Annotated in this window: 24 protein-coding genes; 11 read left to right on the top strand and 13 right to left on the bottom strand. The window is 67.9% G+C overall.

Annotation, left to right across the window (positions count from 1 at the left end; all coding sequences use genetic code 11):
• Positions 1 to 84 precede the first annotated feature (84 nt).
• Together glnE and WHX56_RS14865 are read left to right on the top strand one after the other, a co-directional pair.
• Positions 85 to 2865 (top strand): bifunctional [glutamate--ammonia ligase]-adenylyl-L-tyrosine phosphorylase/[glutamate--ammonia-ligase] adenylyltransferase, encoded by a 2781-nt coding sequence (gene glnE, locus WHX56_RS14870; RefSeq protein ID WP_338881678.1) that lies wholly within the window; start codon positions 85 to 87, stop codon positions 2863 to 2865.
• A gap of 89 nt (positions 2866 to 2954) precedes the next feature.
• Positions 2955 to 3629: an epoxyqueuosine reductase QueH gene (locus tag WHX56_RS14865; RefSeq protein WP_129240600.1), complete on the top strand. Its 675-nt coding sequence runs from the start codon at positions 2955 to 2957 to the stop codon at positions 3627 to 3629.
• A gap of 36 nt (positions 3630 to 3665) precedes the next feature.
• Here WHX56_RS14865 and WHX56_RS14860 read toward each other — a convergent pair whose 3' ends face one another.
• The 10 genes from WHX56_RS14860 to WHX56_RS14815 all read right to left on the bottom strand — a co-directional run bounded on the left by WHX56_RS14860 (position 3666) and on the right by WHX56_RS14815 (position 12807).
• Positions 3666 to 4619, bottom strand: a complete 954-nt coding sequence (locus WHX56_RS14860; RefSeq protein WP_129240601.1) for a helix-turn-helix domain-containing protein — start codon at positions 4617 to 4619, stop codon at positions 3666 to 3668.
• A gap of 80 nt (positions 4620 to 4699) precedes the next feature.
• Positions 4700 to 5101 carry a cytochrome c gene (locus tag WHX56_RS14855; protein WP_338881676.1) on the bottom strand — a complete coding sequence of 134 codons (402 nt, stop codon included), beginning with the start codon at positions 5099 to 5101 and terminating at the stop codon, positions 4700 to 4702.
• Between the two features lie 119 nt (positions 5102 to 5220).
• Positions 5221 to 5742 (bottom strand): methylamine dehydrogenase light chain, encoded by a 522-nt coding sequence (locus tag WHX56_RS14850; RefSeq protein ID WP_338881674.1) that lies wholly within the window; start codon positions 5740 to 5742, stop codon positions 5221 to 5223.
• Positions 5726 to 6364: a methylamine dehydrogenase accessory protein MauD gene (gene mauD, locus WHX56_RS14845; RefSeq protein ID WP_129240603.1), complete on the bottom strand. Its 639-nt coding sequence runs from the start codon at positions 6362 to 6364 to the stop codon at positions 5726 to 5728. Before mauD ends, WHX56_RS14850 begins: the two co-directional genes overlap by 17 nt.
• Positions 6365 to 6375: 11 nt before the next feature.
• Positions 6376 to 6927 carry a MauE/DoxX family redox-associated membrane protein gene (locus tag WHX56_RS14840; RefSeq protein WP_338881672.1) on the bottom strand — a complete coding sequence of 184 codons (552 nt, stop codon included), beginning with the start codon at positions 6925 to 6927 and terminating at the stop codon, positions 6376 to 6378.
• A complete protein-coding gene (locus WHX56_RS14835) occupies positions 6924 to 8114 on the bottom strand; it encodes an amine dehydrogenase large subunit (protein ID WP_338881671.1) in 1191 nt (396 codons plus the stop codon). The genes WHX56_RS14840 and WHX56_RS14835 overlap by 4 nt, the downstream gene beginning before the upstream one ends.
• A gap of 31 nt (positions 8115 to 8145) precedes the next feature.
• Positions 8146 to 9027 (bottom strand): transporter, encoded by an 882-nt coding sequence (locus tag WHX56_RS14830; protein WP_338881670.1) that lies wholly within the window; start codon positions 9025 to 9027, stop codon positions 8146 to 8148.
• A 69-nt stretch (positions 9028 to 9096) separates the two neighbouring features.
• Complete coding sequence (gene styD / locus WHX56_RS14825) at positions 9097 to 10593, bottom strand: phenylacetaldehyde dehydrogenase StyD (protein ID WP_338881668.1); 1497 nt, start codon at positions 10591 to 10593, stop codon at positions 9097 to 9099.
• Between the two features lie 196 nt (positions 10594 to 10789).
• A complete protein-coding gene (locus WHX56_RS14820; RefSeq protein ID WP_129240608.1) occupies positions 10790 to 11779 on the bottom strand; it encodes a quinone oxidoreductase family protein in 990 nt (329 codons plus the stop codon).
• A 50-nt stretch (positions 11780 to 11829) separates the two neighbouring features.
• Positions 11830 to 12807, bottom strand: coding sequence for a DMT family transporter (locus tag WHX56_RS14815; protein ID WP_287752205.1), 978 nt, complete (start codon positions 12805 to 12807; stop codon positions 11830 to 11832).
• A gap of 53 nt (positions 12808 to 12860) precedes the next feature.
• On the opposite strand from WHX56_RS14815, the gene WHX56_RS14810 reads away from it, so the two are divergent.
• The 5 genes from WHX56_RS14810 (at position 12861) to WHX56_RS14790 (ending at position 18630) form a co-directional block, all read left to right on the top strand.
• Positions 12861 to 13757 (top strand): DMT family transporter, encoded by an 897-nt coding sequence (locus WHX56_RS14810; protein WP_287752204.1) that lies wholly within the window; start codon positions 12861 to 12863, stop codon positions 13755 to 13757.
• A gap of 31 nt (positions 13758 to 13788) precedes the next feature.
• Entirely contained in the window at positions 13789 to 14274 is a 486-nt protein-coding gene (locus WHX56_RS14805) for a MarR family winged helix-turn-helix transcriptional regulator (protein WP_129240611.1), read from the top strand.
• Between the two features lie 105 nt (positions 14275 to 14379).
• On the top strand, positions 14380 to 15801 hold the full coding sequence (locus tag WHX56_RS14800) for an efflux transporter outer membrane subunit (RefSeq protein ID WP_287752202.1): 1422 nt from the start codon (positions 14380 to 14382) through the stop codon (positions 15799 to 15801).
• A gap of 22 nt (positions 15802 to 15823) precedes the next feature.
• Complete coding sequence (locus WHX56_RS14795; protein WP_129240613.1) at positions 15824 to 17017, top strand: efflux RND transporter periplasmic adaptor subunit; 1194 nt, start codon at positions 15824 to 15826, stop codon at positions 17015 to 17017.
• Positions 17014 to 18630: a DHA2 family efflux MFS transporter permease subunit gene (locus tag WHX56_RS14790; RefSeq protein ID WP_287752198.1), complete on the top strand. Its 1617-nt coding sequence runs from the start codon at positions 17014 to 17016 to the stop codon at positions 18628 to 18630. Before WHX56_RS14795 ends, WHX56_RS14790 begins: the two co-directional genes overlap by 4 nt.
• A gap of 47 nt (positions 18631 to 18677) precedes the next feature.
• Here the strand turns inward: WHX56_RS14790 and WHX56_RS14785 are convergent, their stop codons facing one another.
• From WHX56_RS14785 to WHX56_RS14775, 3 genes are all read right to left on the bottom strand, one after another.
• The gene (locus WHX56_RS14785; RefSeq protein WP_287752196.1) at positions 18678 to 19637 is read right to left on the bottom strand and encodes a hypothetical protein; all 960 of its coding nucleotides are present in this window, start codon (positions 19635 to 19637) and stop codon (positions 18678 to 18680) included.
• Between the two features lie 33 nt (positions 19638 to 19670).
• The gene (locus WHX56_RS14780) at positions 19671 to 20738 is read right to left on the bottom strand and encodes a tartrate dehydrogenase (RefSeq protein ID WP_338881663.1); all 1068 of its coding nucleotides are present in this window, start codon (positions 20736 to 20738) and stop codon (positions 19671 to 19673) included.
• A gap of 153 nt (positions 20739 to 20891) precedes the next feature.
• On the bottom strand, positions 20892 to 22409 hold the full coding sequence (locus WHX56_RS14775) for a helicase HerA-like C-terminal domain-containing protein (RefSeq protein ID WP_129240617.1): 1518 nt from the start codon (positions 22407 to 22409) through the stop codon (positions 20892 to 20894).
• Positions 22410 to 22571: 162 nt separating this feature from the next.
• Here WHX56_RS14775 and WHX56_RS14770 point away from each other — a divergent pair, with 162 nt between their 5' ends.
• Genes WHX56_RS14770 through nadD form a run of 4 tightly spaced genes read left to right on the top strand, consistent with a single transcriptional unit; the run spans position 22572 to position 26142 of the window.
• Entirely contained in the window at positions 22572 to 23303 is a 732-nt protein-coding gene (locus tag WHX56_RS14770) for a YebC/PmpR family DNA-binding transcriptional regulator (RefSeq protein ID WP_129240649.1), read from the top strand.
• A gap of 23 nt (positions 23304 to 23326) precedes the next feature.
• On the top strand, positions 23327 to 24634 hold the full coding sequence (gene purD, locus WHX56_RS14765; RefSeq protein ID WP_129240618.1) for a phosphoribosylamine--glycine ligase: 1308 nt from the start codon (positions 23327 to 23329) through the stop codon (positions 24632 to 24634).
• Between the two features lie 12 nt (positions 24635 to 24646).
• Positions 24647 to 25558 (top strand): oxygen-dependent coproporphyrinogen oxidase, encoded by a 912-nt coding sequence (gene hemF, locus WHX56_RS14760; protein ID WP_129240619.1) that lies wholly within the window; start codon positions 24647 to 24649, stop codon positions 25556 to 25558.
• Positions 25555 to 26142, top strand: a complete 588-nt coding sequence (nadD, locus tag WHX56_RS14755; RefSeq protein ID WP_338881662.1) for a nicotinate (nicotinamide) nucleotide adenylyltransferase — start codon at positions 25555 to 25557, stop codon at positions 26140 to 26142. The genes hemF and nadD overlap by 4 nt, the downstream gene beginning before the upstream one ends.
• Positions 26143 to 26148 lie beyond the last annotated feature (6 nt).

Genomic DNA, 26148 nt, shown 5'->3' with positions numbered 1-26148 from the left:
CACGGATCGGTGGGCAGGAGAATTGTCTTGCGGTATCGTCCCCACTTATACCTGAAACGCGCCCATTCCGCCGCCCCTTTCGCCATGCCCACACCCACTCCGCTTGCCCCCGCCCTCGCCTGGTCCGGCCATCTGCGCCGCCGACTGGATGCCCATCCGGATCTGGCCGTCTGGCTGGAGCAGGCCGTGCTTCAGCCGGTCACTCCCGCCCGTATCGCCGAATGGCAATCCGAGCTGGCGGGACCGGACGCGCCCGACGTGCTGCCGGTCGACGCCTGCCGCATGGTGCTGCGCAAATTGCGCGAACGCGTCTTCAACGTGCTCATCGTGCGCGACCTGGCGGGCCAGGCCCCGCTCGAAGAGGTCGTGGGCGCCATGACCGCGTTGGCCGATACCGCGGTGGCCGCGGCCTACCGAAGCGTGGCGGCCGACCTGGCGGCCGTCCATGGCGTGCCCCGGGATCCCGCCACCGGCAAGCCGCAGGAAATGCTGATCGTCGGCATGGGCAAGCTCGGCGGCTGCGAACTGAATGTGTCCTCCGATATCGACCTGATCATGCTGTACGGCGAAGAGGGCGAAACCGACGGCCCGCGCCGCATCAGCCACCACGAGTTCTACGGCCGCCTGACGCGGCGCATGATGCCCGTGCTGTCGGAAGTGGACGCCAACGGGCAGGTCTTCCGGACCGACCTGCGCCTGCGCCCCGATGGCGATTCCGGGCCCCTGGCCTGGAGCCTGGACGCGCTCGAGCACTATCTGATCGGCCAGGGCCGCGAGTGGGAACGCTACGCCTGGCTCAAGGCGCGGCTGATGCCGGCGCGGGCGTTCGAAGGCAGCGACAGCGCCGCCCAGGCGCGGCAACTGGAAAGCCTGCGCGTGCCCTTCGTCTACCGCAAGTATTTCGACTTCGATGCCCTGGCCGCCCTGCGCGCCCTGCGGGAACGCATCCGCCAGGACTGGCAGCGGCGCGCCCATGCGCGCAGCGGCATCGACAGCGCGAACAACATCAAGCTGGGCGACGGCGGCATCCGCGAGATCGAATTCGTGGTGCAGCTTGCCCAGTTGATCCGCGGCGGCCGCATGCCGGCCCTGCAGAAGCGCGGCCTGCTGGAGGCGCTCCATGCCGAATGCGCCGCGGGCCTGGTGCCCGAGGAAGACGCCCGGCGCCTGGAGGAAGCCTACCGCTACCTGCGGCGCACCGAACACGCCCTGCAATACCGCGAAGACGCGCAAACCCATCTGCTGCCGGGCGATCCCGCGCAGCGCGCCAGCCTCGCCGCCGCGCTGGGCATGAGCCACGAGGATTTCGAACGCACGCTGGCCGCGCACCGCGAGTTCGTCTCGCAGACCTTCCGCAACGTGTTCCGCATCATGGGCATGGGAGAGACCGAGGAACAGCCGTCCGCGCCGGGCTCCGCCGAAGCGACGCCCTGCCACGACGACCTGGACGACAATTGCGAACTGTCCGAACAGATCCGCCAGGCATTCGGCGACGCCGCGCAGGACCTGCTGCGCCGCACCGAAACCCTGCTGAACAGCCATCGCGTGCGCAGCCTGCCCGACAGCAGCCGCAAGCGCATGGACGCCCTGCTGCCCGCAGCCCTGCGCGCCGCCTTGCGGACGCCCGCGCCGCTGGAAGCCACCGTGCGCCTGTTCGACCTGATCGAGAAAATCGCGCAGCGCAGCGCCTACCTGGCGCTGCTGGCCGAATACCCCGACACCCTGGCGCGGGTCGCCCGCATGGTGGCGGCCAGCCCGTGGGCCGCCCAGTACCTGACGCAGCATCCCCTGCTGCTGGACAGCCTGATCGACTGGCGCACCCTGTTCGAACCGCTGGACTTCGCCCAGATCGCGCGCCAGTTGAGCGCGGACCTGGACGCATGCCGGCTGCCCGACGGCAGCCCCGACGTCGAGCGGCAGATGAACCTGATGCGCGACGTGCAGCGCCAGGCCAGCTTCCAATTGCTGGCGCAGGACCTGGAAGGCGAACTCACCGTGGAAAAGCTGGGCGACCAGTTGTCCGCGCTGGCCGACCTGCTGCTGGCCGAGACCATCCGCCGCGCCTGGCCGCTGGTGAACCGGATGGAAGGCGCCGTCCCCCGGTTCGCCGTGATCGCCTACGGCAAACTCGGCGGCAAGGAACTCGGCTACGCCTCGGACCTGGACCTGGTATTCCTGTTCGACGATCCGCGCGAGGATGCCGCCGAGGTCTATGCCAAGCTCGGCCGGCGCATGACGTCCTGGCTCTCGACCATGACCTCTTCGGGCCGCCTGTATGAGGTCGACCTGCGCCTGCGGCCGGACGGCGACGCCGGCCTGCTGGCGGTATCCGTGGAAGCCTTCGAGCAATACCAGCACAAGCATGCGTGGGCCTGGGAACACCAGGCGCTGACCCGCGCGCGCCATGCCGCCGGGGACGCCGGCATCGGCGCCCGCTTCGAACGGATCCGCGAGGACATCCTGGTGCTGCCCCGCGACGCCGCCGCGTTGCGCGACGAGGTGCTGGCGATGCGCGAGAAAATCAACGCGGGCCACCCCAACACCAGCCAGATGTTCGACCTGAAGCATGACCGGGGCGGCATGGTCGACGTGGAATTCGTCACCCAATACCTGGTGCTGTGCCATTCGGGCACGCACCCGCAACTGGTGCGCAACCTGGGCAACATCGCGCTGCTGCGCCTGGCGGGCGAGGCCGGCCTGATTGCGCCGGCGCTTGCCGCCCGCGCCGGCGACGCCTACCGCACGCTGCGCCGCGCCCAGCACCAATTGCGCCTGCAGGGCGTGGAAAAGGCGCGCGTGCCGCCCGAACAATTGCAGGAAGAGCGCACCGCCGTGCGCGAGCTGTGGGCGGCGGTGCTGGGGTGAGCCCTTGCCGGGCGGGGCGCGGCCCCCGCCGCGCTTGCGGCAACTCGTCGTAAAATAAGGAGTTTTCCGCTTTTTCCTGCCTGCAAGCCATGTCCGATCTCGTGCGCCCCAAACTCGACCTGCCCGCCGGCCGCCGCAAGGTGCTGCTGCATTCGTGCTGCGCGCCCTGTTCCGGCGAAGTCATGGAAGCCATGACGGCCTCGGGCATCGATTACTCGATCTACTTCTACAACCCGAACATCCATCCGGTCAAAGAGTACGAGATCCGCAAGCAGGAGAACATCCGCTTCGCCGAACAGCACGGCATCGAATTCATCGACGCCGACTACGACATGGACAACTGGTTCGACCGCGTCAAGGGCCTGGAAGACTCGCCCGAACGCGGCGAGCGCTGCACGGTCTGCTTCGACATGCGTTTCGAGCGCACGGCGCTCTATGCGCACGAACACGGCTTCGACACCATCACGAGTTCCCTGGGCATCTCGCGCTGGAAGGACATGAACCAGATCAACGGCTGCGGCGAACGCGCCGCGGCGCGCTACGACGAACTGGTCTACTGGACCTACAACTGGCGCAAGGGCGGCGGCTCGGCCCGCATGATCGAAATCAGCAAGCGCGAGAACTTCTACCAACAGGAATACTGCGGCTGCGTCTATTCGCTGCGCGACACCAACCGCCACCGCCGTTCGCAGGGCCGCGAACGCATCTACATCGGCGTGAAGTTCTACGGCAAGGAAGACCTGATCAACGAGGAACAGCTCTGATCGGCCGAGGCGGCCCGCTCCGGAAAGCGCCTTGATCTAGCGCCCTTGGCGCCGGTATTCGGACGGCGACACGCCGAAACGCTTGCGGAACGCGTGGCTGAAACGCGCGGCGTCCGAAAAGCCGAAACGATAGGCGATGTCGCCGATCGGCCGGGCTGACTGCGCCGCGTCGCAAAGCATGTCCCGGCAGCGCTCCAGCCGGGCGCTGAGGATGAAGTCCGCGGGCGTGGTGGCGGCTTGGGCGAAGAGGTTGTACAGATACCGCCGCGACACCCGGAAGGCCGCGGCCGCGCTGGCGGGCGACAACGCCGGATCATGCAGGTTTTCCAGCAGGTGCTGCTGCACGCGGCGCAATTGCGCCTGCCGCAGGTCGGCCTGGTCCTGCTCGGCCAGCGCGCCGGCCCGTTCGCTGATGTCCAGCCCCATCATCTGCAATACCGCATTGGCGGCGTCGCGCGACGCGCTTTCGGACAAGTGGGCGTGTTCGGTCAACGCCACCCGCAGCAGGTCCATGGCCATGCGCCCGCAACCCTGGAGGGCGCTGAAGCGGCGGGCCACGGCGTTCTGCATGAAAGGCTGCCAGGCATCGAAATGCTTGCCGGGCACCTGCATCACCAGAAAATGCGCGCCCTCGTCCACATCGACTTCGTACGGGCGGGTGGTGTCGTAAATGCCCCATTCGCCGGGCATCAGCAAGGCGCTGCGCCTGGCCTGGCGGATTTCGCTGCGGCCGGACAGTTGCAGCGTCACCTTGTAGCCGGCCGCCACGGACCGGTCGGCCAGCAGCTTGCTGCGGCGCACGCGCTGCGCGCTGCTGCGCAATTCGCTGACCTGCATCCAGCCCAGGGAGTCCACCGCCACGCTGTTGCGGAAACGCGCGGGAAACACGGCGGAAACTTCCAGGGGAACGAAGGTATCGCTGACACTTTCCTGCCAACTGGCGCAATCCAGGAAATGCCTGGGCGCGCTGCGCAAAAGGGATTGGGACATGGCGACTCCGGAATGCTGCCTCTTTCTAGCACCGGGCGGCGGGAGGGAGTATCGGTGACTACCCCTAAGCTGCGGCCCCGCTAGGGTTTTCTGTCACTGCCATAGGAGTAATCGGCCAGGCCGAACCCCTGCGCCGACAGCGCCTTCGCCAGCCCGTGGCGCACCGGCACCACGTCTTCGTAGCGGCGCCGCCGGGCGGCCGCGACCTCCTGTTCGTCATAGGGGCGGAAATCCGAGGGCAACTGGGCCGGACTGAATTCCTCCAGCACCCAGTTCAGCACGGCCGCGAGTTCCGCGTCGCTCAGTTGCGATTGCGCGGCGCCCGGGACGCGGATCAGGTATTCGCGGCCCGCCGGCAGGCGTACGAACGCGCCCACGGAATTGCGGAAATCCGGGATGCCGTGGCGGCTGCTGCCGCGGCCGTCCACGCGATGGCAGCCCGCGCATTGCAACACGTAATCGGCGCGGACGGCCAGGCGCACGGCGTCCGTCCCGGGTTGGCCGGCGGCCCCTTCGGCCGCGGCGGCCCGCGACGCACAGAGCAGGACGGCGGCGGCGCAACGCCACCGCCATCCCCTCCCCGGCCGCCGCTTCCCCCGCATCATGGCTTCGGTTTCGCCTTGGCCATGCCCACGATCACGGAGGTGGTGCAATGGAAAATGGAAGACTCGTTGGACATGCACCAGTTCACGTCGTTGTGCAGGAACATCTGGTAGCCGGGACGTTCGCGCTCGGCGGACGCGCACATGCACTTGCCGCAGGCCGCCTTGCCGCAGCAATCGTTGTAGCTGATGATGTAGTCCTTGCCGTCCAGCGGATTGTGGCAGGTCCCCACCCACGACACCGCCGACGGCGACGTGCCCGGCGGGCAGGACGTCATGCTGCCGCCGCAGCATGAACAAAGAAAGCCGTCCACCGCGCAGTAACGCCAGTAGTCGCATGCGGTGTCGTCCATTTGCGGCTTCTTGGCGTCCGCGGGCGCGGAACGCGCCACCGGCAGCACCGGCATCAGGAAGGCCGTTCCCACCAGCGCCTTGCCGATGCGGTTGAGCACGCTGCGCCGGGACGTGGCGTGCGCGACCGAGCGCGTGGCGCGCTCTCCAAGTTTATCCAGCCAGTGCATTGCCGCTCTCCTTGCGCGAAATCCGGGTTTCTTCCAGCGTGCCGGCGGCCAGGAATTCCTGCACCGACGCCACGCCCAGTTCCTTCGCCGTGAACAGGCTTTCCAGTTGTTCGCGGGAATTGATCAGGCCCTTCGCGCGCAGCGTTCCCGTCTCGTCGATCAGCACCGCGTAGGGCAGCTTGCTGATCTGGAACTTCATGCCCAGTTCGGCCGACAGCAAGTACGGAAAGCGCTCCAGCCCGGCCTGCTTGTAGAACGCCAGGTGCTCGGGCATCTCGCCGTCGCTGGCCAGCACGATGCGCAGCCACGCGCTTTCGGTCGCGGCCACCGACTTCAGGATGGGCAGCAGCTTCTTGCACACCGGGCAGGTCGGGGAAAGAAAGAACAGCAACTGGCTGTGCTGTCCGCGTTCGCCGACGGCGATGCGGCGGCCCAGCAGGTCGGCGATTTCGAAGCGCGGCGCGGCCTCGCCGACGGCGGGGCCCTTGTCCATCGTCAGCGCGCCCATCGGCGCCACGCGTTCGTACAGCACGCCGATCTGCCGCGACAGGGCCAGGATGACCAGCACCAGGCAAAGCACCACGCCCCAGAGCAGGAAGTTGGAAATGATCAAGGCATCCATGTGAAACTCCTTCAAAGATTCCGCAGCTTGAGGTGCGAGGCCAAGAGGTGATTGACGGTGAAATACAGGCCCACCGCGGACATCGCCAGCCCGAAGACGGCGGCGGCATCCGCCCATTGCAGCCCGCGGGAGCCCTCCGCCGCGGCGAGAAACGCGGGCGCCGTCCACAGCGCCAGGATCGCGTTGCGCAGGACCAGCCACCACGACAGCCCGCCGCCCCGCCGGCCCGGTCCGGCGGATGCCGGTCCGCCGCAGCCGCAATCGATGTCGCGATGGCCGCGCAGCAGATTGAAGGCCAGCGCCAGGGTGGCCGCCGCCAGCACCAGCAGCGCCAGTTCCGCGCCCGCCGCCTGGCGCGACGGCACCAGCAGCAAGACGCCGGCCAGCGCCTCGGCCAGCGCGTAGGCCCACGCGAACGGGTAGGTCCAGCCCGCCGGCAGGATCCGGTAGCCCGATACGGCCGCGGCGAAGCCCGCCACGTCCTTCAGCTTTTCCAGCGCGCCCAGGAGCAGCACGCAGGCCAGCGCCGCGCTCGCGGCATAGAGCAGGACGGGATCGTTCATCGCGCGCCTCGCGGTTGCGGCTCGACCTGTAGCGCGGTCTCGCCCGCGGCCTCGATCGTGCCCTTGAGGACCGGGGCGGCCGGCGCGGCGTCATAGATATTCACGTTGCCGCCGTCCAGGGTGTAGAGGCGCGGAGCGTCGTCCTGCGATACCGACATCGACAGCGCGTTCCGGCCCGGCACCCGCGCCACCCGCTTGCGGGTGCCCAGGTCATAGACCCAGATCTCGGCGGCGGGCGTCTTGTGCGTGCCTTCCGCGCCGTCCGGATGCATGCCGACGTAGAGCCGCTTGCTTGCCTGGTTCACGGCCAGCAGGTTGTAGCCGCCCGGCCGCCAGCCCCGGTCCTTGCCCGACGGATCCAGCAGGGACCAGGGCTGGCCGAAGGCGGCCTCCGGGCCGCTGAAGTCCGCGCTGTAGACGTTGCCGTTGTAGGAAACGAAGTAGAAGGTGTTGCCCAGGTTCTCGGTGTGCGTGAAGACCGGGTCCTTCTCCGGATCGAACATGGGCTGGCTGCGCTGCTGGCCCGCCGGCTTGCCGGCCGGGTCCAGGTCGACGGTCAGCAGCGCGCCGTCGCCGCAGATGCTGGCGAAGCTGCGCGGACGCGACGGCAGGACGATGATGCTCCAGCATCCCGCGGCGGCGGTGATCTCGTCCGTGAACTGGCGCGTCTTCAGGTCCACCACCGTGACCGAGGAAGCGGGCGTCGCGTTCTGCACGAACAGCAGCCCGCCGTCGGTGCTCTGCCGCAGATAGTTGCGGTAGTTCAGCGCCTGCGCCCGCTTCTGCGGAATGGGCACCTCGAACTTGGGCGTCAGCGTCTCGGCGTCCCAGGCTTCGACCACGTCGGTGCGCTTGCCGCGGTTGAGCCGTTCGTAGTAGGTCGTCATCACGTAGATGTCCTTGCCGTCCGCGGACACGGTCATGTGGCCGTTGAACGACGTGGGCACCAGCCCCAGGAATTTCATGGTGTCGCCGTCGTAGACATTCACCCGGCTGTCCACCAGGTGGTTGAAGACGGCGTCCATCACGTACAGCCGGTGCGGCGTGGCCGGCGGCAGACGGGCGCCGCCCTTGAGCTCCTCCACGGGCAGGTCCGCCCGGGCGAACCCGGCCGAGGCCGCCAGGGCGGCGCACAGCGCCCATCGCCCGGCCCGCGATGCGCGTGATCTGGCACGAAGCGCATTCATCGATATTCTCCTGGTCTCATGATCCGATTTCCTAGAATGCGTAGACGTAGCGCAACTGCACGCCACGCATCCGCGGCCCGTTCTCGACCTTCAGGTCGTGGATGTACTGCATCTGAATCTGGTTGGCGTCGTTGATCTGGTGCGTCAGCTCGACGGCCAGTTGGTGGTTGCGCGCCCGCGTGGCGACGGTCTCGCCCGAGGACGTTTCCCGCCCGCCCGTTTCATAGCGGTAGCGCACCCCGGTGTAGGTATCGGGCGTCAGGTTGGTCGAGGCCAGGGCGAAGAAGCGGAACGAGGGATCCTTCTTCAGCGTCTGCCCATACCAATCGGTGTTGCGGCCATAGATTTCCACTTCCGCGATGGCTTCCAGGTAGGTGGATTCGCCGATCCCCTTCACGAAGGAAAAATCCTGGATGGTGGACCATCGGTTCTTGCCCGGCGACACGTCGGGGCGCGAACCGTCGTAGCGCCCCACCGGCGCCACGATGAACGGCTCCCAGGCGAACCAGGTCCGGGTCTGCTCGTTGTTGTACAGCCAGACCGCCGACCCGAGGGTCACGTCGCCGATGCCCGTCTGGTGATCGCCCGGCACGCCGGGCAGGTCCAGCGAGGTCCGGTACATCGGCACGATGAATTCGAGCTGCACCGTCTTGCCGTAGAAATCGCGGTAGTGCATCTGGCGATACACCAGCGCGTTCACGTCGACCGAAGCGCCGTCCACCCGCCTGCCTTCGGCGTACAGCCCCGACGAGCGCAGCCCGGCCATATACCCGGCGATAAGATTGGTGCCCACCGGCGCGGGTATCCAATCGCGCGCGCTGGGATCTCCCGCCCATGCCGCCTGCGACGCCGCCACGCACGCCAACAGCAGCGCCGCGCGTCTCCAGGTCCGGCAAACCGTCTTGCCTGCCATGCATTTCCCCTTGGTTTCATGACGGGGCGGCCGCCGGTATCTCCCGGCTTGGGCCGCGCTACCGTCGTTCTAGTAAGCGATACAAACCGACTTCTTCTCCAGGTACAGGTCCAGCACGGCGCGGCCGTGCTCGCGGCCGATGCCGGACTGCTTGAATCCGCCGAAAGGCATGTTGGGATCCAGCATGTTGTGCGTGTTCACCCAGATCGTTCCGGCGGCGATGCGCGGGATCAGGCTTTGGACCCGCGCCAGGTCGTTGCTCCAGAGGCTCGCGCCCAGGCCGAAGGCGCTGTCGTTGGCCAGCCGCACGGCGTCGTCCAGGCTGTCGAAGGGCTGCGCCACGACGACCGGTCCGAAGATCTCCTCGCGCACGATCCGGGCGTCCGGCCGCAGGCCGGCGAACACGGTGGGCTGCACGAAATAGCCCGCTCCGTCGCCGGCGCCGCCGCCCGCCAGGACGCGCCCGCCCTCGGCGCGGCCGATGCCGATGTAGTCCATGACGCGCTGCCGGTGGCGCGCGGATACCAACGGGCCGATCTGCGTGGCCGGGTCGAATCCCGAGCCCAGCTTCATGCCCGCGGCCAGGTCGGCCAGCCCCTGGACGACCTTGGCGTAAAGGCCTTTCTGCACGTACAGCCGCGAGCCGGCGGTGCACACCTGGCCCTGGTTGAAGAAAATGGCGGCCGCGGCGCCCTGCACGGCGCGGTCGACGTCGCAGTCGTCCAGCACGATCACCGGCGACTTGCCGCCCAGTTCCAGCGACACCCGCTTCATGCCGTCCATCGCCGCGCGGCCGATCAGCTTGCCCACCTCGGTGGAACCGGTGAACGCGATCTTGTCGATGCCGGGGTGCGCCACCAGCGCCGCGCCGGCGGTCTCGCCCCTGCCCGTCACGACGTTGACCACGCCGGGCGGAAAACCCGCCTCCAGCACCAGTTCGCCCAGGCGCAGCGCGGTCAGCGGGGTTTCCTCGGCGGGCTTGAGCACCACGGTGCAGCCGGCCGCCAGGGCGGGCGCGATCTTCCAGATCGCCATCAGCAGCGGGAAATTCCAGGGAATGATCGCCGCGACCACGCCCACGGCCTGCGGCAGGGTCTGGGCGCTGTATCGGACGCCGGGCGGAAATGGAATGGACAGGGACAGCGTGTCGCCGGTGATCTTGGTGGCCCAGCCCGCCATGTAGCGCAGCCACTGCGCGCCGGACCCGACTTCCAGCCCCTGGGCCACGCCCAGCAGCTTGCCGTTGTTCAGCGTTTCCAGCCGGGCCAGTTCATTGCCGTGCTGCTCGACCAGGTCCGCCAGCTTCAGCAGCAGGCGCTCGCGCCCCGCGGGCAGCATGTCGCGCCAGGGGCCGGCATCGAACGCGCGCCTTGCGGCCTGCACGGCCAGGTCGATCTGGACGGGGCCGGCATCGGGCTGGTGGGCGATGACCTGGCCGGTGGCGGGGTCATGCACGGCGATGGGCTCGCCCTGCCCTTCGCGCACCGGCTTGCCGTCGATGAGCATGGACTCGCGGATGGCGCCCAGTTCTGGGCGGTCGGCGGAGGAAGCGCTTGCAGCAGGCATTCGGAACTCCAACGAAAAGGTCGGAGCCAGAATAGCAACGGCGTCGGCGGCTGGCTTGTCGGGCCGTGCATGGCGATTTGTCATTCTGCGCACGGCGCCCCCGCCGCCGTCTCCAAAAACAAACCCGGCACGACGCCGCCGCGTCGTGCCGGGTCCGGCGCGGCCCTGCCCAGGGCCGCGCGGCGCCAGGCGCCGGTCAGTCCAGCATCAGCACCGTGGCGCCGGTGGTCTTGCGCGAGGCCAGGGCGGTCTGCGCCTCGCCGGCCTGCGCCAGGGGATAGCGCTGGTCGATGCGGACCTTGATCTTCTTCTTCAGGACCAGGTCGAACAGTTCCTCGGACGCGGCCTGCAACTTTTCCAGCGTGTTCACGTGGATGCCCAGCGACGGGCGCGTCACGTACAGGCTGCCCTTCTGGTTCAGCGTCGCCAGGTTGACGCCCGCCACCGGGCCGGAGGCGTTGCCGAAGCTCACCATCAGGCCGCGCGGCTCGATGCAGTCCAGCGAGGTTTCCCAGGTGTCCTTGCCCACGCCGTCGTACACCACCGGCACCTTCTTGCCGCCGGTCAGCGCCAGCACGCGCTCGGCCACGTTTTCGCGCGAATAGTCGATGGTTTCCCAGGCGCCGTTGGCGCGGGCCAGCTCGGCCTTCTCGGGGCTGGAGACCGTGCCGATCAGCTTCACGCCCAGCGCCTTGGCCCATTGGCAGGCGATCAGCCCGACCCCGCCCGCGGCGGCGTGGAACAGGATGGTTTCGCCGCCCTGCAGGCGGTAGGTCTGGCGGAACAGGTACTGCACCGTCAGGCCCTTGAGCATCAGCGCGGCGGCCTCGTCGAAGCCGATGCCCTTGGGCACCTTGACGACCTGCGCGGCGGGCACGTTGCGCGCCTGCGCGTAGGCGCCGATGGGGCTCTGGCCGTAGGCGACGCGGTCGCCCGTCTTCAGGTGCTTGACGTCGGCGCCCACGGCGGTCACGACGCCCGCGCCCTCGAAGCCCAGGCCATGGGGCAGCGGATGGGGATACAAGCCCGTGCGGAAATAGATATCGATGAAATTCAGCCCGGCGGCATGCTGCTGGATCGTGACTTCATTGGCGGCGGGCGGAGGCACTTCCACCTCGACCAGCTTCAGGACTTCGGGACCACCGTGCTGCTCGATACGAATTGCCTTGACGAGATTGCTGGCCATGCTGGCCTCCTTTCATTGGAAATAATGCGAACTAAGCGGGAAAACCGGATTCAACGAGACGGCCGCGCCTCGCGCTGCCTGGCGGACGCCGTCTTGCCAGGCCCGCCCCCCATCAACGCGAACACACCAGCCAGCACCAGCGCGGTCCCCGCCATCTGCCACACCGTGATGGGCTCGTGCAGGAACCATGACGCCAGGAACAGCACCGACACCGGCCCCAGCATGCCCAGCAGCGACGCGGTGGGCGCGCCGATCAGCGCCACCGCCCACATCAGCATGAACACCGGCACCACGGTGTTCAGGGTGGCGTGGATCACGGAATATCCATAGACCCCCGCGGGCTGGACGAGCATAGCCGGCGGATGCACGGCAAAGAACTGGACGATGCAGGCCACGCAGGACACCAGCATGGCATAGGCCACCAGGCGCGTCGCGCCGACCCGCTTGATCAGTTCCCCTGAACAAATCAGGTACACAGAATAGCTTGCGGCCGACCCGAAAACGAATAAAGACCCTAACAGCACCTCGCCTCCGCCGAAGGAGAGATCATGGGCGAACACCAGCACCACGCCGGCGTAGGACAGCACCATGGCCATCCATTGGCGGCGCTCGACCGGCCGCTTGAACCAGAACGCCGACAGCAGCACGACGAGCGACGGCGACAGGAACAGGATCAGCCGTTCCAGGCTGGCGGTGACGTAGCGCAGCCCCAGGAAATCCAGGAAGCTGGACAGGTAATAGCCCAGCAGCCCCAGCACGCACACCTGCAGGCGTTCCTTGCGCGTCAGGACGACGATCTCGCCGCGCGAGGCGCGGCGCGACTGGTGCCACGCCACGGCCGCGAAAAACGGCATGGCGAACAGCATGCGGAAGGCGATGAGGGTGACCGCGTCGATACCGTAGCGGTAGGTGAACTTGACCACGATGGCCTTGGCCGAAAACAGGACCGCGCCCAGGGTCGCCATGAGGATTCCGGCCGCGCGGCTGGAAGGACGGAGTAGCGGCAAAAACTCGGCAAGGCGATTCATGCGATGATTTTATGTTCAGTGCACAAATAATTGCACTTTTTGGCTCCCCCCGCATGACTCGACACCGCGCCCTTACCTACATCCACATTGCCGCCGTGCTTTTCGGCCTGACCGGCGTATTCGGCGAACTGATACAGGCCAGCGCCGCCGTGATCACCCTGGGGCGGGCCGCCTTCGCGGTGGTTTCGCTGGGGCTCTTCGCCCGCATGCGCCGCAAGCCGCTGCTGGGCGCCCTCACGCCCGCGCAACTGTTCGTGCTGGTCGTGGCCGGCGCCCTGCTGGCGGGGCACTGGGTCACCTTCTTCATTTCGGTCAAGGTCGGCGGCATCGCCATCGCGACGCTGGGCTTCGCCAGCTTCCCGGCCTTCATCACGCTGTTCGAAGGCCTGATCTTCCGCGAGCGCATCCGCCCGGCGGAATGGCTGCTGCTGGGCCTGGTGACCGCCGGGCTGGTGCTGGTCACCCCCTCGTTCGACCTGGCCGACCAGGGCACGATCGGCCTCGCCTGGGGCCTGCTGTCGGGCCTGAGCTTCGCGCTGCTGGCATTGAGCAACCGCCGCTCGGCCTCCGGCATGGACCCGATGCAGGTCGCGTGCTGGCAGAACCTGGTCGTCGCGCTGGTGATGCTGCCCTTCGCCGCCGGCCAGTTGCCGGCCCTGCCCGCCCTGGACCTGTTCTGGCTGGCGCTGCTGGGCATCTTCTGCACGGGCCTGTCCCACTACCTGTTCGTGTCCAGCCTGACCCGGCTCAATGCCCGCAGCGCCGGGCTGGTCATCGCCCTGGAACCGGTCTACGCCATCGCCTTCGCCTGGGCGCTGTTCAGCCAGCAGCCCACCCCGCGCATGATGGCGGGCGCCGCCCTGATCGTGGCGGCCATCGTCTGGTCGGGCCTGCGCAAGCAGGCGCCGGCCGCGCCGCCCGTCCAAGCGCCGACGAAGATACAGCCTTGACAATAACTGACTAGGCAGTAAAATTCGGCGCATGAATGCCGCGCCTCCCCCCTCCACGCCCGACAACCCCGTCCACTACCGCAGCGACGCCCGCTGCATGATGGAGGACAACGCCGGTTTCCTCATCAAGCAGGTCTACAACTCCCTGAACCGGATGCTGGACCAGGAAATGGCTCCGCTGGACCTCACCGCCATGCAATGGCGCCCCATCGCCATGGTCTTCCTGGGCCGCGCCGATACGCCCGCGGAACTGGCGCGGCTCAACGGCATGGACACGGGCGCCATGACCCGCGCGCTGGACCGCCTGGAAGCCAAGGGCCTGCTGCGCCGCAGCCGCAGCCAGGAAGACCGCCGCGTGGTCAAGATCGAACTCACCGAACTGGGCGAGGCCAAGGCGCGCGAGATCCCGGCCAACATCGCCCGCTCGCTCAACCATCACCTGCGCGGATTCTCGACCGACGAAGTCTCCCAGCTCATGCACTTCCTGCGGCGCATGCTCGCCAACGGCTCCGCCTGAAGCACGCTGCCAGCGCGCACTTCCCCCTCCCATGGGGGTTTTGTTTGGCATAATAATTGCCTAGGCAAATACAGATTAATCAATTACTTTCAGCAAACAGTCAGGATGAAACGCCTTCTTTCTACCGTATTGGTGCTGGCCCTGAGCGGTTGCGCACTGATGGAACCCGGGCCCGAACCCGTGGCGGCGCTGGATGCGGCCAAGCTGGGCTTGACCGGCCAGGACGCCGCCTGGCCCGCCACGCAATGGTGGCAGCGCTACGGCGATCCGCAGCTCAACGCGCTGCTGGATGAAGCCCTGGCGAACAACCCCTCGATGAGCGCGGCCCAGGCCCGCCTGGCCCGGGCCAACGCCGCCGTCAGCACGGCCCGCGCGCCGCTGCTGCCGCGCGTGGACGCCAACTATGCGCTGACCCGCGAGCACCTGTCCAAGGACTACATCTACCCCGCCCCGCTGGGCGGCTCGGTCGTCAGCGACAACCGGCTGGCGCTGGACTTCAGCTACGAGCTGGATTTCTGGGGCAAGAACCGCTCGCGCCTGCAGTCGGCCGTATCGCAGCAGCAGGCCGCCGCGGCCGACGCGCAGGCGGCGCGCAACGTGCTGGCCAGCGCCACGGTGCGCGCCTACCTGAACCTGCAGAACGCCTTCGCGCAGCGCGACGTCCTGAACCGCGTGCTGGCCCAGCGCGCCGAGGTGCTGTCGCTGACCCAGGGCCGCTACAAGGCCGGGCTGGACACCCAGGTGGAGGTCAAGCAGGCGGAATCGTCGCTGGCCGCCGGCAAGGTGGAACTGACCCAGACCGAGACCACCCTGGCGCAATTGCGCAACCAGGTCGCGGCGCTGGCCGGCGCCGGACCGCAGCGCGGACAGTCCCTGACGCCCGTGGCGCTGACCGCGCCGGCCGGCGGCATCCCCGCCAGCGTGCCGCTGGACCTGCTGGGCCATCGTCCCGACGTGGCGGCCGCGAAATGGCGCGCCGAGGCCGCCCGGCACGCCATCGACAGCGCCAAGGCCGAGTTCTACCCCAACGTGAACCTGGTGGCGTTCGCCGGCTTCCAGGCCATGGGCACCGGCAACCTGCTGGGCGCCGACGCCCGCATGGCCGGCTTCGGTCCGGCCGTCACCCTGCCGATCTTCCATGGCGGCGAGCTGAACGCCAATCTGGCGGGCCGCCGCGCCGACGCCGACCTCGCGGTGTCGGACTACAACCAGACCGTGCTGGACGCCGTGCACCAGGTTGCCGACGCCCTCGACGGCCTGCGCCTGCTGGACCAGGAAAAGGCCGAGCAGCGCCAGGCCCGCGAAGCGATCGATGCCGCCTACGACCTGGCCGTCAAGCGCTACAGGGCCGGCATGGGCAATTACATCGCCGTGCTCATCGCGCAGACCGGCGTGCTGACCCAGGCCCGCCTGGACACCGACCTGCGCATCCGCGCCTATCAGTTGGACGCCAACCTGGCGAATGCGCTGGGCGGCGGCTACGTCCCCGCGGCCGGATCCGCGCCCGCCACGAACCCCACCCATTGAACGATCCCCGGATTCAGACGTCATGAACGCTGCCCCTCCCGCCGCCAACCCCGCCCGTAAACGCCTGCTGCTGCTGGCCACCGGCGCCTTCGTCCTCGTCGCGATCGCGTACGGCATCTGGTGGGCCTTGTTCGGCGCCCACTTCGAAAGCACCGACGACGCCTATGTGCACGGCAACCTGGTGCAGATCACGCCCCAGGTGCCGGGCACGGTCGTCGCCATCGAGGCCGACGACACGGAAACCGTCGCCGCTGGCCAGCCGCTGGTGCGCCTGGACCCCGCCGATACCGACGTGGCCCTGCAACAGGCCCAGGCCAAGCTGGCGCAGACGGTGCGCCAGGTGCGCACCATCTACGTCCAGAACGACGCCCTGGCCGCCGACGTCGACCTGCGCAATGCCGACATCCTGCGCGCGCAGGCCGAGCTGACGCGCGCGCAAAGCGACGTCAACCGCCGCCAGCAACTGGCCAAGTCGGGCGGCGTCAGCGGCGAAGAAATCCTGCACGCCGAAGCCGCGCTGAAGTCCGCCCAGTCGGGCCTGGCGCAGGCCCGCGCCGCGCTGGCGGCCTCGCGCGCCAAGCTGGCGACCAACCAGGCGCTGACCCAGGGCACCACCGTGGCCGACCATCCCGACGTGCAGCAGGCGGCGGCCGGCCTGCGCAACGCCTGGCTCGCGCAATCGCGAACCGTGCTGCCCGCCCCGGTATCCGGCGTGATCGCCCGGCGCAGCGTGCAGGTCGGCCAGCGCGTCGCCCCCGGCGCCGCCCTGATGACCGTCGTGCCGCTGGACCAGGTCTGGGTCGAGGCGAACTTCAAGGAAGGCCAGTTGCGCAAGATGCGCATCGGCCAGCCGGCCAAGCTGGTGGCCGACCTGTACGGCGGATCGGTGACCTATCACGGCACGATCGCCGGCCTGGACGCCGGCACGGGCAGCGCCTTCGCCCTGCTGCCCGCCCAGAACGCCACCGGCAACTGGATCAAGGTGGTGCAGCGCGTGCCGGTGCGCATCGCGCTGGATCCCGAAGACCTGAAGAAGCATCCGCTGCGCGTGGGCCTGTCCATGGACGTGGAAGTCGACGTCGGCAAGCAGGAAGGCGAACCGCTGACGCAGGCCGAGCGCAAGGAGCCGGCCTGGTCGACGCGCGCCTTTGAACCCGCCCACGACGAAGTCGACGCCATGATCGGCAAGATCATCGAAGCCAACCTCGCATCATGAGCACAGCCGCCCAGCCCGCGGACGCGGGAGCCTCCCCCCAAGCCGCCCGGCCGCCGGGCACCTATGCGCCGCTGGAAGGCGCAACCCGCATCATCGGTTCCATCGCGCTGTCCACGGCGGTGTTCATGAACGTGCTGGACACCTCGATCGCGAACGTGTCCATCCCCACCATTTCGGGCGACCTGGGCGTCAGCACCAGCCAGGGCACGTGGGTCATCACCTCCTTCGCCGTCGCCAACGCGATCACGGTGCCGCTCACGGGCTGGCTGACGCAGCGCTTCGGGCAGGTGCGCCTCTTCCTGATTTCGACGCTGCTGTTCGTGCTGGCGTCGTGGCTGTGCGGCTTCTCGCCTTCGCTGGAGGCGCTGATCGCGTTCCGCGTGCTGCAAGGCGCCGTCGCCGGCCCGATGATCCCGCTGTCGCAGGCGCTGATGCTGGCCAGCTTCCCCAAGTCGAAGGCGGGCATGGCGCTGGCGGTCTGGTCCATGACCACGCTGGTCGCCCCCGTCGCCGGCCCCCTGCTGGGGGGCTGGATCTCCGACAACTACACCTGGCCGTGGATCTTCTATATCAACGTGCCGGTGGGCCTGCTGGCCGCCTGGATCAGTTGGCGCATCTACGGCAACCGGGAATCGGTCACGCGCAAGCTGCCGATCGACAAGGTCGGCCTGGCGCTGCTGGTGGTCTGGGTGGGCGCGCTGCAGATCATGCTGGACAAGGGCAAGGAACTGGACTGGTTCGCCAGCCCCACCATCATCGCGCTGGCGGCGACCGCCTTCGTGGCCTTCGTCTTTTTCCTGATCTGGGAACTGACCGACGCCCATCCCGTGGTGGACCTGCGGCTGTTCAAGATCCGCAACTTCACGGTCGGCGCGCTGACGCTCGCGGTGGCCTACGGCGTCTTCTTCGGCAACGTCGTGCTGCTGCCGCTGTGGCTGCAAAGCAATATGGGCTATACCGCCACGTACGCGGGCCTCGTGACGGCGCCGGTCGGGCTGCTGGCCATCCTGCTGACGCCCATCGTCGGCAAGATGCTGGCCACGCGCGACCCGCGGCAGATCGTGACGGTGGCATTCATGATCTTCGCCCTGGTGTGCTTCATGCGGTCGGGATTCAACACCCAGACCGACGTGCGCACGCTGATGATCCCGACCATCATCCAGGGCGCGGCCATGGCCGCCTTCTTCGTGCCGCTGACCTCGATCACGCTCGCCAGCATCGAGCCGTGGCGCATCCCCGCCGCCTCCGGCCTGTCGAACTTCCTGCGCCTGACGGCGGGCGCGTTCGGCACGTCGATCGCGACGACGCTCTGGGAAAACCGCGCGACCATGCATCACGCGCAATTGACCGAAGCGGCCAGGCCCGGCCAGCAGGCGTTCGACCACACGCTGAATACGCTGCAGAACGGGCTGGGCATGACGCACCCGCAGGCCTTGAGCACGGTCGACGCCATGATCAACGGGCAGGCCTTCACGATGTCGGCGGTGGACGTGTTCTACGCGTCCGCCATCATCTTCCTGGCGCTGACGGGCCTTGTGTGGTTCGCCCGCCCGAAATCGGCCAAGGTGGGCGGCGGCGGCGGAGCCGCCGAAGCGGCCGCCGGCGCGCACTGACCGCCGTCCGGGCGCCGGGCGCGTTGCGCGCCTGGCGCCCAGCCGCGTCATTCCTTCAGCAGTACCTGCCAGTCCAGGCGCTCGATGATGTCGGCCGATAACGCGCTGATGGGCGACAGATTGAACACCGACACGCCGCGAGTGCGCCACTGCGCGGCCGCGAACCGGAAAGACGGCTCGATCAGCCGCGAGAAATTGCGCGCCAGCCTGCTGGCCTGTGGGGAAGGCCCCTCGTCGTAGAAACGCAGGCCGTTCTGCAGCGTCAGGTCCAGCCCGTGCACGTATACGTGGCGGGCTCCGCCGGACACCAGCACCTGCAAGGCGGCATAGGCCACCGTATCGGCGTCGAAGACGCCCAGCGCCACGTCGAAGCTGTATCCCAGCCCCTGCTTGGCGTCCAGCAGCTTCACGTCGGGCGTCGCCGCCGCCATGCGCTTGAGGACGGCCGGCGCGGCGCTGCGCTGGTAGGCGCGTTCGGAAATCAATTCGATGATGCAGATCCGGCAGCGGATCGATTCCTGCGGGATGCCCTGCATGATGTAGCGCAGCACTTCGGGCAACACGTACAGCGTCAGGTCGCGCGACACGATTTCCCGCACCAGGTCGATGCGGTCGCGGACGAAGTTCTGGTCGATGATGCAGTAGTACTTGAACGGCAGGTCGAACTTGCGCGCCAGCGCGATGGCGCCGTTCACGCCCATCGCCACGCGGATGTCGAGCCGGTCGTAGGGGATTTCAGCGACCGAAGGGCCGCTCAGGATGAGATGCACTTCCTGATCGCCGGGGTCGTACCCCTGTTCCAGGGGCGTGACCGGCAGCGAACGGCCGAACGCGCGGAACCCGCAAATGGCGCCCGACCGGTCCCGCCAGATCCTGACAAAGGGCCACAGGTGCTGGTTGTGCCTCTGCGTGCGCGATCGCAACAAGCGAAACAGCTTGCGCACAAAACGATCGGCCCGCCCGTCGCCCACCTGGGCGCCGGGGGAGGAAAAAGCTGAATCTTCCATCTACTAGCCTGATAGGCCTTATTCGCGAATGCCTTAGCCCGCCGAGATCAGCGACGCAATCGCGCTGCCGACATCGGCGGTAGAGGCGTTGCCCTGCATATCCCGCGTGCGCGGTCCTTCTGCCAATACCGTCTCAATAGCTTGCACGACGGCGGCCGACGCATCGGGATAGCCCAGGAAATCGAGCATCAAAGCGCCGCTCCAGATCTGTCCGATCGGATTGGCGATGCCCTTGCCATAGATATCCGGCGCGGACCCATGCACCGGTTCGAACAAAGACGGGAACTTGCGTTCCGGGTTCAGGTTCGCGGAAGGCGCGATCCCGATCGTCCCGGTGCAGGCCGGCCCCAGATCGGAGAGGATGTCGCCGAACAGGTTGGAAGCCACCACCACGTCGAACCAATCGGGATGCTGCACGAAATGCGCGCACAGGATATCGATGTGGTATTTGTCCCAGCGCACGTCGGGATAGTTCCCCGCCATGTCGGCCACGCGCTCGTCCCACCACGGCATCGAAATGGAAATACCGTTGGACTTGGTGGCCGCGGTCAGGTGCTTGCCGCGCTTTTGCGCCAATTCGAATGCGAATTTGAGGACGCGGTCGGCGCCGATGCGGGTAAACACGCTCTCCTGGATGACCACCTCGCGCTCGGTGCCCGCGAACAGGCGGCCGCCGCTGTTGGAGTATTCGCCTTCGGTGTTCTCGCGCACGATGAAGAAGTCGATCTCGCCGGGCTTGCGGTCCTTCAGCGGCGACGGCACGCCAGGCATCAGGCGCACGGGGCGCAGGTTGATGTATTGATCGAATTCGCGGCGGAACTTGAACAGCGATCCCCACAGCGCCTCGTGGTCGGGCACCGTGGCGGGCCAGCCGATCGAGCCGAAGAAAATGGCTTCGTGCTGGCCGATCTGCGCCTGCCAGTCGTCCGGCATCATCTTGCCGTGCTTGGCGTAATAGTCGCAGCTCCAGTCGAAGTGGTCCCACTGGAAATCGATGCCGAACCGCGTCGCAACCGCGTCCAGCACCTTCAACCCCTCGGGGACGACCTCCTTGCCGATCCCGTCCCCGGGAATTACTGCAATCTTATGTTTCTTTGACACCGCGGTTTCCTCTGGTTTTGCTGGGGATACACAGCCGGGAATCATAGGCACAAATTGGCCCGGCGCGACACCCCAAAATGACAAACGGACAGGTTATTGAAGCTTGAAGTTACAAAGAAGCTGTTTCAAGCGGCAACAGCCTCTTGTGTGGGCTCAACGGCGGCCCTTGGATCCCAGCAGCGACCCCAATATGCCGCGGGTCAATTCACGCGCGACGGAGCGCAGCGTGCTCTTGGCCATGGTCTGCACGATGCCGTCGCGCTTGCCGCCGCGCGGCCCGGTGGATCCGAACAGGACCTCGTTCAGGCCGCCCATCAGGCCCCCGCCGACATCGGCGGCCGGCGGCTGGCCCGCGGTTTGCCCGGGTTCGTCCTTCGCCGTTCCCGCCGGCTTCGCCGCGCGTCCGGCCAGCACCTCGTAGGCCGACTCCCGGTCGATGGACTTTTCGTATTTGGCGGCCAGCAAACTGCCCTGGCGCAGCGACTGCCGCTCGGCGTCCGTCGCGGGGCCGATCCGGCTTGCCGGCGGCACGATATAGGCGCGTTCGGTCGGCATGGGCCGGCCCTTGGCGTCCAGCAGCGATACCAGGGCCTCGCCCACGCCCAGTTCGGTGATGGCCGCCTCGATGTCCAGGCCCGGGTTGGGCCGCATGGTCTGGGCCGCCGTCTTCACGGCCTTCTGGTCGCGCGGCGTAAAGGCGCGCAGGGCGTGCTGGACCCGGTTGCCGAGCTGCCCCAGCACCGTGTCCGGAATGTCCAGCGGGTTCTGGGTGACGAAATAGACGCCCACGCCCTTGGACCGGACCAGGCGCACCACCTGCTCGATCTTGTTCAGCAGCGCGGCGGGCGCGTCATTGAACAGCAGGTGGGCTTCATCGAAGAAGAACACCAGCTTGGGCTGGTCCATATCGCCCACCTCGGGCAGTTTCTCGTACAGGTCCGCCAGCAGCCAGAGCAGGAAAATGGCGTACAGGCGCGGCGCCTGCATCAGCTTGTCGGCGGCCAGGATGTTGACCATGCCCCGGCCCTGCGCGTCCGTGCGCATCAGGTCGGCCACGTCCAGCATGGGCTCGCCGAAGAATTTCTCCGCCCCCTGCGATTCCAGGGCCAGCAGGCCCCGCTGAATGGCGCCGATGCTGGCCGACGACACGTTGCCGTAGCGGGTCTTCAGTTCCGCCGCGCGGTCCGCGACGTTCTGGAGCATGGCGCGCAGGTCCTTCAGGTCCAGCAGCAGTTGCCCTTCGTCGTCCGCCACCTTGAACACCAGGGTCAGCACCCCTTCCTGGGTGTCGTTCAGTTCCAGGATGCGGGAGAGCAGCAAGGGCCCCATGTCGGACACGGTGGCCCGGACCGGCATGCCTTGTTCGCCGAACACGTCCCATAGCGTCACGGGGCTGGCGGCCCAGGCCGGCTCGCTCAGGCCCAGGTTCTGCAGGCGCTCCAGCAGCTTGGGGCTGGCCGTCCCCGCCTGGGAAATGCCGGTCAGGTCGCCCTTGACGTCGGCCATGAACACCGGCGTGCCGATGCGGGAGAAGGACTCGGCCAGGACCTGCAGCGTGACCGTCTTGCCCGTGCCCGTGGCCCCGGTGATGCACCCGTGCCGGTTGGCCAGGGCAGGCAGCAAGGCCAATTCGGTCTGTGCATTCTTGGCGATGACGATGGGGTCGGGCATGTGCAGCTCTCCAGGCCGGGGAATCAGATGGATGCCCAAGTGTAGAGCCTGCCGCCCCGATTGTGCGCGTGGCGAGAAGGACACAAGCGGCCCTCGCCCGGGCGCAGGGCCCGCCGGCACGGTAAAATGCCCGTTTTGCAGACAATTTATCCCTGGGAAGCCATGGCCGGACACAGCAAATGGGCCAATATTCAGCACCGCAAAGGGCGCCAAGACGCCAAGCGCGGAAAGCTCTGGACCAAGATCATTCGTGAAATCACCGTGGCGGCGCGCGCCGGGGGCCCCGACCCGGACAGCAATCCGCGTCTGCGCATGGCCTGGGACAAGGCCACCGACGCCAACATGCCCAAGGACAACATCCAGCGCGCCATCCAGCGCGGCGCGGGCGGCGCGGACGGCGTCGCCTACGAAGAAGTCCGCTACGAAGGCTACGGGATCGGCGGCGCGGCCGTGATCGTCGATTGCATGACCGACAACCGCACCCGCACCGTCGCCGAAGTCCGCCACGCCTTCGCCAAGAACGGCGGCAACCTGGGCCAGGAAGGCTCGGTCGCCTTCATGTTCAAGCACTGCGGCCAGTTCGTGTTCGCGCCCGGCACCTCGGAAGACAAGGTCATGGAAGCCGCCCTCGAGGCCGGCGCCGAAGACGTGGCGACCGACGAGGAAGGCGTGATCGAAGTCGTCTGCGCGCCGGCCGACTACGCCGCCGTGCGCCGCGCCTTCGACGACGCCGGCCTGAAGGCCGAAGTCGACGGCATCGTCATGAAGGCCCTGAACGAAACCGAACTGGCCGGCGAAGACGCCATCAAGATGCAGAAGCTGCTCGACGCCCTGGAAGGCCTGGACGACGTGCAGGAAGTCTATACGACCGTCATTTTCGACGAAGCGCAGTAACTCCTCCTTCAGAATCACCCAACATGAAACTCCTGGTAATTGGCTCGGGCGGCCGCGAACATGCCCTCGCCTGGCGGCTGGCCCGCTCTCCGCGCGTACACAAGGTGTACGTCGCTCCGGGCAACGGCGGCACGCAACGGGCCGAGCAGATGGAGAACATCCCGCTCACCAATGCCGAGGAACTCGCCGATTTCGTGCAGCGCGAAGGCGTGGCCCTGACCGTCGTCGGCCCCGAAGCGCCCCTGGCCGCCGGCGTCGTGGACGTGTTCCGCGCCCGCGGCCTGAAGATCTTCGGCCCGACCAAGGCCGCCGCCCAACTGGAAAGCTCCAAGGACTACGCCAAGGCCTTCATGGTCCGGCACAGCATCCCGACCGCGCGCTACGAAACCTTCACCGACCCGGCCAAGGCGCATGCCTATATCGACCAGGAAGGCGCCCCCATCGTGATCAAGGCCGACGGCCTGGCCGCGGGCAAGGGCGTCGTGGTCGCCGCGACGCTGGAAGAGGCCCACGCGGCGGTGGACGCCATGCTGGGCGACGGTTCCATGGGCGAGGCCGGCGCGCGCGTCGTCATCGAGGAATGCCTGGTGGGCGAGGAAGCCAGCTTCATCGTCATGTGCGACGGCCGCAACGTGCTGGCCCTGGCCACCAGCCAGGACCACAAGCGCCTCCAGGACGGCGACCAGGGCCCCAACACCGGCGGCATGGGCGCCTATTCGCCCGCGCCCATCGTCACCCCGGAACTGCACCACCGCATCATGCGCGAAATCATCCTGCCGACCGTGCAGGGCATGGCGCGCGACGGCATCCCCTACACCGGCTTCCTGTACGCCGGCCTGATGATCGCCCCCGGCGACGACCCCGATCGCGAGATCAAGACCCTGGAATTCAACTGCCGCATGGGCGATCCGGAAACGCAGCCCATCATGATGCGGGTCAAGAGCGACCTGCTCGACGCCCTGGAACACGCCGTCGACGGCACGCTCGACCAGGCCGACATCGTCTGGGACCGCCGCACCGCGCTGGGCGCCGTGCTGGCCGCGCACAACTATCCGAACACGCCCCGCACCGGCGACGCCATCCGCGGCCTGCCCGCCGACGCCGAGGACTGCATGGTGTTCCACGCCGCCACCCGGATCGACGGCGACGAAACCAAGACCACCGGCGGCCGCGTGCTGTGCGTCACGGCGCTGGGCGACTCGGTCAAGATGGCCCGCGACCGCGTGTACGAAGCGATCGACGGCATCCACTTCGACGGCCGCCAGTACCGCAGCGACATCGGCTGGCGCGCGCTCAAGCCCTCGCAGCAGAAACCCAAGTCCAACGCCTGACCGGAACCGCCCATGACCGCCTTGCCCGTCTCCGCAGTCAGGGATTACCTCACCGGCTTGCAGGCCCGCATCGTCGGCGCCCTGGAAGACGCGGAAGGCGCGGCCTTCCGCGCCGATGAATGGGTGCGCCCCGAAGGCGGCGGCGGCCTGTCGCGGCTGCTGGAGGGCGGCAATCTGTTCGAACGGGCGGGCGTGCTGTTCAGCCACGTGCAGGGGTCCAAGCTGCCGCCCTCGGCCAGCGCGCACCGGCCGGAGCTTGCCGGCCGCCCTTGGGAAGCGATGGGCGTCTCCATGGTGCTGCACCCGCGCAATCCCTACGTGCCCACCACGCACATGAACGTGCGCATGTTCCTCGCCGCCGCCCGCCCCGGCCATGACGAAGCCGACATCTTCTGGTTCGGCGGCGGCATCGACCTGACCCCCTATTATCCGTTCGAGGAAGACGCCCGCCACTTCCATACCGTGTGCCGGGACGCGCTGGCCGGCCACGGGGCGGAATACTACCCGCGCTACAAGCGCTGGTGCGACGAGTATTTCTTCCTGAAGCACCGCGGTGAAACGCGCGGCATCGGCGGCATTTTCTTCGACGACCTCAACGCCCCGGGCTTCGACGCCTCGTTCGCCCTGACCCGTTCGGTCGGCGATGCCTTCCTCGCCGGCTACCTACCCATCGTGGAACGCCGCCGCGGCATGCCCTACACGGAACGCGAACGCGATTTCCAGGCCTATCGCCGCGGCCGCTACGTCGAATTCAACCTGGTCTTCGACCGCGGCACGCTCTTCGGCCTGCAGTCCGGCGGACGCACCGAATCGATCCTGCTGTCCATGCCGCCGCTGGCGCAATGGCGCTACGACTGGCATCCGGAAGCCGGCACGCCCGAGGCGGAACTGGCCGCCTACCTGAAACCGCGGGACTGGGTTTGAAACGCATCGGGCTCCTGGGCGGCAGTTTCGACCCCGTCCACGTCGCGCACGTCGCGCTCGCGCAAACCGCGCTGCGGGCGCTGGGCCTGGCCGAAGTACAGCTCATCCCGGCGGCCAACCCCTGGCAGCGCGCGGCGCTGCGCGCCACGGCCGGACAGCGCCTCGACATGCTGCGACTGGCGGTCGCGGGCCACCCCGGCCTTGCCGTCAATCCGGTCGAAATCGAGCGCGGCGGCGCCACCTACACGATCGACACGCTACGCGCCCTGCCCCGCGATGCACACTATGTCTGGCTGCTGGGCGCCGACCAACTGGCGAATTTCTGCACCTGGCGCGACTGGCAGGACATCGCCCGCCTGGTCGACCTGGCCGTCGCCACCCGCCCCGGCACGGCGCTGAGCGCGCCGCCGGCGCTTGCCGAACACCTGCGCGTCCTGGGCCGCGAGCTTCAGGAACTGCCTTTTGCCCCCATGCCGGTATCGGCCTCCCAGATCCGCCAGCGCCTGGCGCGGGGCGAATCCACCGAAGGCCTGCTCGCCGCTCCCGTCGCGGCGTATATTGCGGCGCACCATCTTTACCGATAAACCCTA

It is taken from the genome of Achromobacter veterisilvae (assembly GCF_037619525.1).
In the GTDB taxonomy this organism is placed as follows: domain Bacteria; phylum Pseudomonadota; class Gammaproteobacteria; order Burkholderiales; family Burkholderiaceae_B; genus Achromobacter; species Achromobacter veterisilvae.
The sequence above is the reverse complement of the archived record's forward strand: the minus strand, read 5'-3'. Positions and strand labels throughout refer to the sequence as shown.